The organism is Sphingobium sp. B2 (assembly GCF_007693735.1).
Lineage (GTDB): Bacteria > Pseudomonadota > Alphaproteobacteria > Sphingomonadales > Sphingomonadaceae > Sphingobium > Sphingobium xenophagum.
The window spans coordinates 43,276-55,401 of record NZ_VDBZ01000006.1 but is presented as its reverse complement, the minus strand read 5'-3'; the positions used below and the strand labels follow the sequence as shown (position 1 = coordinate 55,401).

The window sequence follows — 12,126 nt, the reverse complement described above, 5'->3', positions numbered from 1 at the left end:
GGATATGGCTCTTTCCGATTTCCTGAAGCGCAGTCGCCGTCCTCTCGACGGCGGCAGCGAGGGCGGCACCGAAGAGGGAGTTTCCCCGCTGTCGGGCGATCTCGGTGCCAATGACGCAGTCCGCCGCCGCCAGCGTCTGCTCCTCGCCGGCGTCGCGGGCGTGGGCCTGGTCCTTTCGTCCTTCTGGATCTTCGGCGGCGACGGCGACAAATCGAAGGAGACCGACGACGGCGTCAGCGAGGTCGACGTCTCCACCAAGGATCTCGTCAACCGCAACCTCTCCCAGCAGGAATGGATGGCGCTTTCGGAGAACCGCTTTCAGTCGACAGAAAACCAACTCAAGTCGATCGACGGGCAGAATAGCCGGCTCGAGGCGCTGACCGCGCAGGTCGAGGCGCTGAAGGGCCAGAATCAGGCGATGCAGGCCGATGGCCAGCGGGTCCTGTCCGCCTACCAGGCCGAAAACGAGCAACTTCGCCGGCAGGTCGCTGATCGCCGGACTGCCGCAGCACCGGCGCCCGGCCCGGCCGCAATGTACGGGCCCTATGGTCCGCAGGCCTATCAGCGACCGGGCGCGCAGGGCGGAACGCAAGCGGCGGCTCCGATCGCTTCGGCCGCGGAAGTGAAGCTCGTCAACTTCACGACGACGGATAGCGGCAACGCCTCCCGCATTGCCAAGGGCAACACGGTCTATACCGACAGCGTCAACTATCTGCCGCCCAACAGCTTCGCGCGTGCGAAGGTGATCGTGGGCGTGGATGCGAGCGCGGGGGTCAACAGCCAGAGCGATCCCTTGCCCGTCGTGCTGCGTGTGACGGGTCCGGCGCGCTCGGTCTACCAGAACGGCCGCCTGCTCACGACCAAGATAGAGGGCTGCCTCATCAACGGCGCGGCGCGCGGCGACCTCTCGAGCGAGAAGGTCTACGTCAAGCTTCAGAAGATGACCTGCCCGCAGCCCGGCGGCCGCTACGCGGTCTCCGAGGTCAAGGGCTTCATCGCCTTCGGGGGTAAGACGGGCGTGCGTGGCCGGGTGGTGTCCCGCGAAGGCTCGCTCGTGACCCAGGCCTTCCTGGCGGGCCTTGCTGGCGGCTTCGGCCGTGGCTTCTCGGCGAATGCCAACTCGGTCTTCCAGGGCACCAACATCACGACCAACGGCCAGCGCCAGAAGCTCTCGACGGGCGACATCCTCGAGGGCGGTTTCGGCGAGGGCGTCGCCCAGACTGGCGACATGGTCTCCAAATATCTGATCGAACGCGCCGAGCAATACCAGCCCGTGATTGAGATGCCGACCGGCATCGATGTTGAGATTGTCTTCCTGGAGGGTGTCTATGTTCGCAATTGATCGTCTGCGCGCGCTGGGCCGCCCGTCGCGCCTCGTCCTCACCACGCTCCTCGGGCTGAGCGTCGCCGGCATCGCGCTCGCGGCCGACACGAACAGCCCGGAAGACCGGGTCCGGTTGCTCCTAAAGACGCGGCTGCCCAAGACACCGGTCACCGCTATCGATTGCGGCAAGATCAGCGGCCTTTGCGAGATTACCGCGGGCGCCAACCTGTTCTACGTCGATACGGGCGCGCGTTTCCTCGTCATCGGCCGCGTCTATGACATGCAGACCCGGCAGGACATCACGGCCGCCCGTCTGCTCGAGATGAACCCCGACATGCTCGTCGGCGCAGCCGCGAAGGCCAATGCGGCGGCAAATGCGGGCGGCGAAGACGATACTTCACAGCTCGCTGCGGCAACGCCGGGCCGGGTGGAGAAGCCAGTCCGCCCTGCGACGCCGCAGAAGCTCTCGCTCGCCGAGCTGCCCCGAGACGGTGCGATCGTCTGGGGCAATCCTTCGGGCCAGACGATCACGGTCTTCACCGATTTCCGCTGTGGCTATTGCCGGGCGCTCACCAGTGTCCTGAAGGACATGAACGTGCGGGTCGTCGAACGGCCGATCTCGGTGCTCGGAAGCCGCGATGTCGCCGACCGCGTCTACTGCGCCAGGAACCGGGAGGCCGCGCTGCATGCAGCCTATGCCGGAGAGGAAATCAAGGCAGGACCTTCCTGCAACACCTCGGGGCTCGATGCGAACGAGGCCTTCGCCCACCGCCATGGTCTCAGCGGCACGCCGGTCATCGTGCGCGGCGACGGTGCGGTGATCGAGGGCTACCGGCCGCGCGCCTTCCTCGAGAATTGGCTCAAGGGAGGCCAGTCGTGATCCGGCGGTCCTTGGTTGGGCATGGCGGCGGCCGCCGTCGTCTGTGGCTGCCGGGTGTGCTCGGGTTGACCAGTCTCCTGGCGCTCAATGGCTGCGCCAGTTTCGGCGGCAATGTGCGCGGCAGCTTTTCCTGCGCGGCGCCCGACGGCATCTGCGCGCCGAGTTCGACGATCGACGACAGGGCGCTTGCGCTCATCTCGGCGGACCCTTCGGACGGCGATGCTCTGCCCACCGGCAATATGCGGCAGCCGATGCGCGGGAAAACCAATCGCGTGGCGATGGGCCAATCCGCGCGCCTTGCCTCGACCGATGCCGGACGCAGCCAAGAGAAGGTGCTGCGGATCGTCTTTCAGCCCTATATCGACGAGCGTGGCCGGCTCCACGAGGCCAGTGCGGTCCATGCGGTCGTCGCGAGCGGGGAATGGCGGCAGCAGGCTCTGATGCAGGCGTCCATGCCGGCGCGGGCGTCGGCGGTGGCACCAGACATCCAGGAATCGCTTGGTGATGCGGTCGACCGCATCGATCCGCCGCTGACAGGCTTCGCCGACAGCGATCCGAACGGACCGGACCCGGCGGCCGTTGCGGCTGCCCGGGCGCGCAAGCCTGATCCGGCCCCCGATCCGGTCAGTGCGATCAAAGCGGATGTCAGGGCGCGTCTCGCTCCCAGGGCGCCAGCGACATCCGGTTCGGGAACGGCGGCGGCTTTGAGCCATACTCCGCCGGCTGCCGCTTCGACGGTGCCTCATCCCCCCTCTGATGCACCGGCGAGCGGCAGTCCCGAAGCCAAGGCGGCCTCGGCACCCGCTCCGCAGCCTATGAGCGCGACCGGCGCGGCGGCGGTCGCGCGCGTGAAGGCCGATCCCCACTATCAGGAGGTCGCCAATGGCGCGGCTAAGGATGCCCGGGATGCCGGCGTTGCGCAGACCGGAGCGGCAGCCGCGCCGGCGGCGATCGGCGCGACGGTGAAGGCCGCGAACTTCCCTGCTGCCGTGCCGGAGGACAAGTGAGATGGCGGGGAGCTTCTTCGAGAGCCTGCTGTCCGGGATCCTGGGCGACGCCAAGCGGCCCGACGCCGAGCGGCCGGAGTTTGGCGTGCCGATGCTGGCGCATTGGCTGCCCTATCGCAGCTATGATCCCAAGACCGGGATATTCTACAACAGCGCATCGCGCGGCTTCGTGATCGAAGCAGCGCCGCTCGTCGGCGCGGACGAACGCACGGGCGAGATCCTGACCCAGTTTCTCTCGGAGGCGATTCCTGCCCCCGGCTGTCTGCAGTTCCACCAATGGATGAGTCCGCGGATCGGCGAGCGCCTCTCCAAATGGTATCTCCCGCGCTATTCCGCGCGCGGCGTCTATGAGCGCATGGCCAAGCACCGGGTCGACTTCCTGACCGACGGGGTCTGGAAGTCGCTTTCGGCCGACGCGCCCTTTTCGCTTCGCAATCACCGCGTGGCGATCTCCTATTCGACGCCCGAGAGCTCGAGCGTGACGGCAGAGGAGATCGTCGCCGTCATGGACGGCATCATCTCGGCGCTTGCCTCGATCAATGTGTCGGCCAGGACGATGGATCCGCAGGCACTCATTGCCTGGATCGACGACATTACCTCGCCGACTACTGCTGCCGGCGAGGACGTGGTCAGCTATAATCCGCTCGATCCGATCGCGGACCAGGCAATCCGCCGGGACGTCGAATTGCATATCGAGTCTGACCGGATGCTGCTTCGCACCGAGCGATTCCGGCCCACCGGCAAGACCATCGACGAAGCGCCGGAGATCGGTGAAATTCTGCCGGACGTCTTCGACGTCCGCTCGTTCTCGGTGCGCAACCTGCCGGCACGCTGGGCGCCATGGGACGTCGCCCGGCTGATCGGCGACATGTTTACCGACAAGCTGCGCATGCCGTGCCCGGTCGCGACCAATCTCTGTGTCGAATTCCCCGATCCGATGGCCGCGAGCAACAAGGCCAGCTTCAAGTTCATGCGCACAACGAGCCTGGCCGATTCAAAATCGTCGCGCTTCCTGCCGCAGCTGCGCGATCAGAGCCAGGAATGGCGCTATGTGAACGACGAGCTGCGCCAGGGCCGCAAGCTCGTGCGCGTCTTCTTCAGTGTCACCGCCTTCTCCCCGAAGGGCCGGGGGGACGCGAACGAACGGGTACTCAAATCCGTGTACCGGGCAGCGGGCTGGGATCTTCTCGACGATCGCTACCTGCAGATCATGGGTCTGCTCTGCGCGATGCCGATGACGATGGCCAACGGTCTCGCGCGCGATCTCGAGCGCATGAAGCGGATGCGCACATTGCTGACCACGACCGCCGCTAATCTCGCCCCCATTCAGGGCGAGTTCCTCGGGAGCCAGGTGCCCCATCTGATGCTGATCGGCAGACGTGGTCAGCCCTTCTTCTGGAGCCCGTTCGAGAATGCGGCCGGCAACCACAATGTCGCTGTCTTCGGCAAGTCGGGCTCCGGCAAATCGGTGACGCTGCAGGAGCTGTGCGCGTCATTCTGTGGCGCCGGCGCCCGCGTTGTCGTCATCGACGACGGACGCTCGTTCGAGCATTCCGCCAAGCTCCAGGGCGGCGCTTTCGTCGAGTTCACGATGGCTTCGGGCTTTTGTCTCAACCCGTTCAGCATGATCGACGAGGAACTCGCGGCGACCGATGAGGACTATCTCCTCGACTGCATGGCAATGCTCAAGGCCATCGTGAACCAGATGTCGCGCCACATGGATCGGCTCAACGATACCGAGCGCGGCCTGATCGACGGCGCAGTCAACACGGTCTGGGCGGAGAAGGGGCGGGCTGGTTCGATCGATGATATCATCACCGCCCTGGATGCGACCGGCAACCAGCAGGCCACCGATCTTGGCATAGCTATGCGGCCATTCTCCTCCGCCGGCACTTATGGCCGCTTCTTCCAGGGCGAAGTGTCCTTCGAGTTGTCGGCCCAGCTCACCGTTTTCGAACTCTCCGATCTTTCGTCACGTGAGGAACTGCGCAGCGTAGTGCTGGCCGCGATCATGTTCATGTCACAGCAAATGATGCGTAAGGTCGACCGTTCGATCCCCAAGGCGCTATTCCTGGATGAAGCGTGGCAGATGATGCGCGGCGGGGCGATGGCCGAGTTCATCGAGGCCTTTGCGCGTACCTGCCGTAAATATTATGCGTCGCTCATCACCGCGACCCAGTCGCTCAACGACTATTACAAGTCTGCGGGTTCGATCGCCGCCCTTGAGAACAGCGACTGGTTCGTCATTCTCCAGCAGAAGCCGGAGACCATCGCCGACTTCAAGAAGCATGATCGTTTCGAGATGGACGACTATACCGACGCGCTGCTGCGCTCGCTGAAGATCAACGGCCGCGAATATTCCGACATTCTGATCAAGGGGCCAGAGACGTTGGCGGTCGGCCGCCTGGTGCTCGATCCCTTCTCGTCCACGGTCTATTCCTCCAGTCCGGCCGTCTACGCCGCCATTGAGGATCTCGTCACGCAGGGCCTCACCATGGATGAGGCGATCGAGCGGATCGCCTTCCCGGACAACCCGGAAAAATGGGCCTCTCACGAGGATCCCGAGCTCGCGCAAGCGGCGGAGTGAGCCATGGCCAGCAGCACAGAGCCGAGGGTACAGCCATCCGCGCCGCCGTCGATCGACGCGCGCGCGATGCTTCATTTCACCCTGTATTTCGGCGGCTTCCTCGCATCAACGCTGCTCATGACCTGGGGCCTGTTCGCGCTGTTTTTTCTCGCCCTTGGCGGCTTCTCGCTCGATGGCCTGATGAACCAGCTCAACAACCTCAGCACCCGCTACGTCATCGCGACCCCGGATCGGGTCGCATCGTTCAAGACCATCTTCGCCGTCGCACATCTCATCCTTTCCGTGGGGCTCATGGTCCTGCGGAGAGGCAGGATCCTGCCTTCGGCCCGATCGCAGGGAGACCCCCGCCATGGCTGAGCAACCCGAACTCGACCTTCCCGCGCCACCGGTATCGCCAGCAGCGCCAGCGAAGCCCAGACGAACATTCTTCGCTGGCTTCAGCCGTATGCAGATCCTCGCCGGGCTGATCCTTCTGGCCACTGTGGTCTGGGGCATGTGGGTCACCAAGACACTGGTGACGCCCAAGCAGGATCATATCGTCTCGGCGCGGCTCTCCTCGATCGTCGGGGAATATGTGCAGGCGCAGGCGCGCTCGACATCGCCTCCGGCGCAGGTCGAGGCCGAGATGCGGGGCTTCATGGCGTCGCTCGACAAGGAACTGCAGCGGCGCAGTGCTGGCGGCCAGATCGTGCTCGTCGGCGAAGCCGTGCTCACGAAGAACGTGCCCGATATAACCGACAGCCTCAGACAATCGGTCTACGCCTCGGGCGTCCCGCGGCCGCGCCAAGCTTCGGCCGAGGAGCTGCAGCAGATGAATGCCCAGGCGATGGCGGCCGCGAGACCCCAACTTGCAGCCCCGGCTCAGATGCCGGGCCAGATGCCCGGGGCTGCTCCTCCGATCGATCCCATGATGGCCGCACAGGGCATGGCGGCGCCAGGAATGGTGTCTTCAGGGCAGCAGCAGCCGGTTCCGCAATATGCTCCGCCAGCTGCGCAAGTTTCGACCTTCGGAGGCTCCGATGGCATCGGCGGCCAGTGAGGCGCGCCCAAGCTGGCGGCCACGCACGCGGCTATGGCTGTTGTTCGGCCTGTTCATCGCGGGCAGCGTTCTGCTCAGCGCGATCAGCGCATGGCGCGACGATCATCTGCTGCTGATCAACACGACGGGTTCGCTTCCGAACTGGGCCTTCCTCATCCAGCGCCACAAGCTGCCGGCGCGCGGAGACTATGTTTTCTTCGACCCGCCGCCAAGCACGCTCCTGCGTCGCCACTTCGGCGCGAAGCCGCGGATGTTCGGCAAGATCGTCTACGGCATGCCGGGCGACACGATCAGCCACGTTGGCCGCCAGGTTGCGGTGAACGGCCACCTCGTCGCGCAGATGAAACCGCTCACACGCTTTGGTGAACGCCTGACGCCGGGCGCAACCGGCCCGGTGCCGCAGGGATGCTATTTCGCGGCTACGCCGCACAAGGATGGCTTCGACAGCCGCTATGCCGAAATCGGCTTCGTATGCGCGCGCCAGGTCATAGGAACCGGGGAGCCGATCCTATGAGGGTGCTCATCTCAGGCGGGCTGGCCATCGCCGCAACGGTCGGCGGGTTGATCGTCGTTGGGCCGATGCGGTCGGAGGCCAAGGACTATGGCCAGGCCGCGCAGGCGTTCCCGGTCATCGAGCCCGATCTGCTCTCCACCATTGAAAACCGCCTGCGCCGCGCAGAGGCAAGCGGCGAGCTCGCCCGGACCAACGAGATGTTCGCCAAGCGCGTCGAGGCGAAAGTTCGTCGACCCGATCCCGTCACGGGGGTCACCCCGGCCCGGACCGCCCGGAGCTGGGACTTCGATCCGTCGGTCACGATGGAACGCGACATCCGCGACCAGAAGGGCAACCTGATCGCCCCAGCGGGACAGCGGATCAACCCGCTCGACTTCGTCTCGATCCGTCAGGACCTTGTCTTCATCGACGGTGACGATAGCGAGCAGCTCGCTTGGGCCACGACGCGCTACACGGACCTCAAGGCGAAGATAATCTTCGTGCGTGGATCGCCGGTCGAGCAGATGACCGCGAAGAAGCGGCGTTTCTACTTCGATCAGCAAGGCAAGCTCACTTCCCGCTTCGGCATCGAGCATACGCCAGCCGTGGTCACCCAGGCTGGCAAGGTGATGCGCGTCTCCGAGGTGGTGTTGAAGTCCGGGAGCCCGGGCTGATGCCGCTGTGGCTCGACATGCTCCGAACGCCGATGGCGGCACCCGAGACTCGCGATCTTCGGCGGCTGCGCCGGATCTGGCAGGTTCTTTGCCTGCTACTGGCCGCCAGTGTCGCGGGCTTGCAGCCGTTGATGCGGATCAGCGGTCAGGCGGCGCCCTGTGCGATCGCGTCGCTGCTGGCGGCCACGCTGTTGACCACGGCGCTTTACCTCGCGCGCAAGCATCGCGCGGACACCGCCTTTCTCGAACCTGCCGGGGAGGATCAGTGATGCGCGGCTTTCGATCAGCTCTGCGGCTTCTCGTCATGGCGCTGGCAGCCTTCTTTCTGGCGCCGAGCGCACAGGCGGCAGGGCCGACCTGTCACGGGAAGTTCGTCAATCCGATCACCGACGTGTGTTGGTCTTGCCTGTTCCCACTCTCGGTCGGCGGCCTCAAGATCTGGCCGAGCGGCCGGCCGGATACGAGCAATCCCGCTTCCCCGATCTGCTTTTGTGGCAGCCCGCTTCCCAGGATCGGCATCTCGGTCGGCTTCTGGGAGCCGGTGCGGCTCGCGGACGTCACAATGAAGCCCTGGTGCTTTCCTAATCTCGGGGGTGTGCGCATCGCGCCGGGGTTCGACATCGGCCAGGGCTATCTGGCCGGCCCCTCGATGGTGGGCGGCCGCTCGCAGAGCACGGCCAAATGGCACGTGCACTGGTACGTCTATCCGCTGCTCTACTGGATGGAGATCCTGACCGACTTCGTCTGCTTCGAGCAGGCGAGCTTCGACATCGCCTATATGACCGAGGTCGATCCGCTCTGGCAGGACGATAGTCTGACGGCGCTGATCAATCCGGAAGCCGTCGTCTTCGCTAACCCGATCGCCCAGGTCGCCTGCGCCGGCGACTGCATCGCCGGGACCGTCCACCTGCCGCTCGATCCGCTGTTCTGGTGTGCGGGGTGCCAGGGCAGCATGTATCCGCTCAACGGCAACGTGCCGTCCTCGATCGGCCATGTTCAGTCCTCGCGGCTCGCACTGTCGCGCTTCGCCTACAAGATGCACCGCGAAGCTCTTGCCTGGGGGACGATGGGCTCGGCCGGGCTCTGCAAGAAGTACCTCATGCCGATCATGCGCAAGCAGCAATACCGCTTCCAGATGGTCAATCCGATCCCCACCGTGAGCGGCCGCTTCGCCTGCTCCACGATCGGGGCATCCACCATGCCGCCTGACGCAGGTCGCGCCTATCCCGCCGCCGGCGAGGACATGGGCTACCTCGTCTGGCGCAAACGCAATTGCTGCGTGCTGTAGGGGGCCGTCCAATGCGCAAATACCTCTGGGGCTTCGCAGCGATCCTTGGCTTGGCGAGCGTGACGGCCTTGCTCGCGCAGACCGTCGACGGGATCGACGTCCAGGCGATCAAGCAGCGTTCGGCGGACCTACAGGCGGATGCCGAGGCTTTCGTCAACCATGTGAAGGATAGGGGCGACGCCTTCCGCGAGGACGCGCAGACCGTTCGCGACGCTGGCATGGAGAACATGCAGCGGGTCGCCAAGAGCGATCTGCCCAAGGGACCGGCAGGCCCCGTCGATTTCGACGAGATCGTGGCCGGTGCCGCGTCGAACGCGACGGCAGGGAAGGGCGAGGCGCCCCAGTTCATCGTCTTCGCGAGCCTGTCGATGCCACCGCAGTCGCTGCAGAAGCTGATCGGCGACACGGCCAGGGCCGGCGGGGTGGTCGTGTTCCGCGGCTTCCCCAACAATTCGATGAAGGAGTTCGCCACGAGCCTTGGCAAGATCATCGACCGGCAGGACGATTTCGCCAATGTCGGCATCGATCCGCGGCTGTTCCGCGCTTTCGATGTCCAGGCAGTGCCGACATACGTCAGTGTCTCGTCGGACTTCGATCTTTGCGCCGGCTTCTCCTGCCAGACCAAGCTGCCGCCCTATGATCGGCTCGTCGGCAACGTCTCGGTCGAATATGCGCTCGAGCAGTTCGCGGACGGTAATGGCCCGGGCGCACGGGTCGCAGCGGTTGGCCTCGCCAACATGCGCAAGGCCCATCCATGAGGGCGTATCTCGTCCTGGCTGCGCTCTTCGGCGTCGTTATGGCGAGTTCGCCCGCGCTTGCCCAGATGACGCTCGACGAGGCGCGCCAGGAGGGGAAGGCGCTGGGTACGGAGAAGCGCAACGATTCCACGCTGGTGCCGTCCAGCGATGCGCAAGCCGCCGCGGTCCCCGGCTATTCCGGCACGAGCTTGCCCGAAGGATCCTATTTCGACGATCCCGGTAAGCTTGAGTCCGACGCCCAGGCGGCCAAGTCGTCCAACGAGCAATATCGCATCACCACCGATGCCGATCACAGCCGGGCCACGTTCAGCAATTCCGAGATCCTCGCGACCACGGCGCGCGCGACATCGGTCGAAAACGATCCCTCGACCTATCTCGCTGGCGAGGAAATGGGCGGCACCAAGGGCACATGCGTGCCGCTGCCCGCCGCGCCGGGGAGCGCGGGCTATTATGAGGCGAGTTGCAACGCCGGCAGCAAGGTCACCACGGAAGCCCGGACCTGCAACGTCAGCCTTGACGTTCACACCGAGAAGCGGACGATCTACACCTATTACACGGGTCGGTTGAGCTTCCTGCCGACAGATGGCGGGCCCTATCCCGCCCGCGCGGCTTTTGACGACGAGATCGCCACCGGCATCTGCTGGGAAAGCCGCCCGATCGACTATTGCGACAATATGAGCGCCTATGGATATACTGCGGCGCCGACCTGCAAAAGCCTTGGCCACACCGCCGTCGAGGTCAAATGCACCGCCGAGGCCCAGGGGATCACGCCGGGCGAGTATCATCCGGGCTATGTGCTCTCGACCGGCAATTACTGGCTCACGAAGCAGGAAGAACCGGCCGTGCCGGTCATCACGCGCAACGAGGGGCTATGCGCCGCCAATGCCGGCGACCCGAACTGCACGCTCGAGACCGAAGTGTGCACGTCGAGCGACCCGGTCACCCGGATCGTCGACGGCGTTCCTGTCACCCAGCCCTGCTGGGCCTGGCAGCGGACCTATCAATGCCACCGGATCTCAACAGCCAATGACTGCGGTGATCTCGAGGCGAACGGGAGCTGCACCTATCTGCGCACAGAATGCCTTGACGAGGAGCCTGATGGCGGGCCCTGCAAAGTCGAGAACCGCGTCTACAGGTGCCCGACGCCTTCCGGAGGCACGAGCGATGCGCCGCAATATATCTGCGGCGACGACGTCTATTGCATCAACGGCGACTGCGAGCCGATCGTTCGCGAAGCGTCGACCGAGTTCAAGGACGCGCTCGTTGCGCTGCATGCGATCGACCAGGCGGGCAAGGAGTTCAACGAAGCCGATCTCCGGGTCTTCAGCGGCACGCGCGAGACCTGCCACAAGCCGGTGTTCGGCCTTATCAACTGCTGTGCGGGCAAGACGTCGGGTTTGTTGACGGTCGGCGCTGGCGCGGCTGCGCTGGCGGGCGGTCCCGCGGCGATCGCCGCGCTCGCGACCCCCTTCCTGGTCCTTTTCGCATGTTCACAGGACGAGATGAGGCTCGACATCAAGGACCGGATGGGCCTGTGCCATAATCTCGGCACCTATTGCTCGTCGAGTTTCCTCGGCATCTGCAGCACGCGGCGCACCGCTTATTGCTGCTTCGAGAGCAAGCTCTCCCGCATCCTCCAGGAGCAGGGCCGTGTGCAGCTCGGCAAGCCGTGGGGGGCGCCGAAAAAGGAACAGTGCATTGGCTTCACGATCGACGAGTTCTCGCGGCTCGACCTGTCGGTAATGGATTTCACCGAGGTTTATGCGGACTTCATGGATGCGGCCAAGCTGCCGGACGAAGTCCAGACCATGACCGAAATCCAGCAGAAAATTCAGAACTACTACGACCTCCACGGCAAGTGAGATGGGCCGATCCGATCTCCTTGCCGCAGGGGCCGCAGCGCAAACCCAAGGAAAGTGACCATGCCTATCCCTGTTCTCGAGCTGCCCCTCGTCCTGGCATCCCTGGCGCTGCAACCGTCGGCCCCAACGCCCCACCATCGTTGCGGTGGCTCTCCCGCGACCGTGGCCGATTGCTGCGTCCACCCCGCAGCCTGGGACAGTCTGACACCCAACC

At 65.0% G+C, this 12,126-nt stretch carries 12 protein-coding genes; all 12 read left to right on the top strand.

The features are described from left to right. Positions 1–4: 4 nt before the first annotated feature. The 12 genes from FE851_RS23275 to FE851_RS23220 are packed head-to-tail and all read left to right on the top strand — an operon-like array spanning position 5 to position 11,912. The gene (locus FE851_RS23275; RefSeq protein ID WP_017184778.1) at positions 5–1,342 is read left to right on the top strand and encodes a TraB/VirB10 family protein; all 1,338 of its coding nucleotides are present in this window, start codon (positions 5–7) and stop codon (positions 1,340–1,342) included. Continuing rightward, a complete protein-coding gene (locus FE851_RS23270) occupies positions 1,329–2,204 on the top strand; it encodes a DsbC family protein (RefSeq protein WP_017184777.1) in 876 nt (291 codons plus the stop codon). Before FE851_RS23275 ends, FE851_RS23270 begins: the two co-directional genes overlap by 14 nt. After that, positions 2,201–3,211 (top strand): TraV family lipoprotein, encoded by a 1,011-nt coding sequence (locus tag FE851_RS23265; RefSeq protein WP_017184776.1) that lies wholly within the window; start codon positions 2,201–2,203, stop codon positions 3,209–3,211. Before FE851_RS23270 ends, FE851_RS23265 begins: the two co-directional genes overlap by 4 nt. Position 3,212: 1 nt before the next feature. Further along, entirely contained in the window at positions 3,213–5,798 is a 2,586-nt protein-coding gene (gene traC, locus FE851_RS23260) for a type IV secretion system protein TraC (RefSeq protein ID WP_017184775.1), read from the top strand. Between the two features lie 3 nt (positions 5,799–5,801). Then, positions 5,802–6,155: a hypothetical protein gene (locus FE851_RS23255; RefSeq protein ID WP_017184774.1), complete on the top strand. Its 354-nt coding sequence runs from the start codon at positions 5,802–5,804 to the stop codon at positions 6,153–6,155. After that, on the top strand, positions 6,148–6,837 hold the full coding sequence (locus FE851_RS23250) for a type-F conjugative transfer system protein TrbI (RefSeq protein WP_026002700.1): 690 nt from the start codon (positions 6,148–6,150) through the stop codon (positions 6,835–6,837). Before FE851_RS23255 ends, FE851_RS23250 begins: the two co-directional genes overlap by 8 nt. Further along, the gene (locus FE851_RS23245; RefSeq protein ID WP_017184772.1) at positions 6,818–7,351 is read left to right on the top strand and encodes a S26 family signal peptidase; all 534 of its coding nucleotides are present in this window, start codon (positions 6,818–6,820) and stop codon (positions 7,349–7,351) included. The genes FE851_RS23250 and FE851_RS23245 overlap by 20 nt, the downstream gene beginning before the upstream one ends. Further along, positions 7,348–8,004, top strand: a complete 657-nt coding sequence (gene traW, locus FE851_RS23240) for a type-F conjugative transfer system protein TraW (RefSeq protein WP_017184771.1) — start codon at positions 7,348–7,350, stop codon at positions 8,002–8,004. Before FE851_RS23245 ends, traW begins: the two co-directional genes overlap by 4 nt. Continuing rightward, positions 8,004–8,273, top strand: coding sequence for a hypothetical protein (locus tag FE851_RS23235; RefSeq protein ID WP_017184770.1), 270 nt, complete (start codon positions 8,004–8,006; stop codon positions 8,271–8,273). The genes traW and FE851_RS23235 overlap by 1 nt, the downstream gene beginning before the upstream one ends. Then, positions 8,273–9,292, top strand: a complete 1,020-nt coding sequence (traU, locus tag FE851_RS23230; protein WP_026002699.1) for a conjugal transfer pilus assembly protein TraU — start codon at positions 8,273–8,275, stop codon at positions 9,290–9,292. The genes FE851_RS23235 and traU overlap by 1 nt, the downstream gene beginning before the upstream one ends. A gap of 11 nt (positions 9,293–9,303) precedes the next feature. Continuing rightward, positions 9,304–10,050 (top strand): type-F conjugative transfer system pilin assembly protein TrbC, encoded by a 747-nt coding sequence (trbC, locus tag FE851_RS23225; protein WP_017184767.1) that lies wholly within the window; start codon positions 9,304–9,306, stop codon positions 10,048–10,050. Beyond that, a complete protein-coding gene (locus FE851_RS23220) occupies positions 10,047–11,912 on the top strand; it encodes a conjugal transfer protein TraN (protein WP_017184766.1) in 1,866 nt (621 codons plus the stop codon). The genes trbC and FE851_RS23220 overlap by 4 nt, the downstream gene beginning before the upstream one ends. Positions 11,913–12,126: the final 214 nt, after the last annotated feature.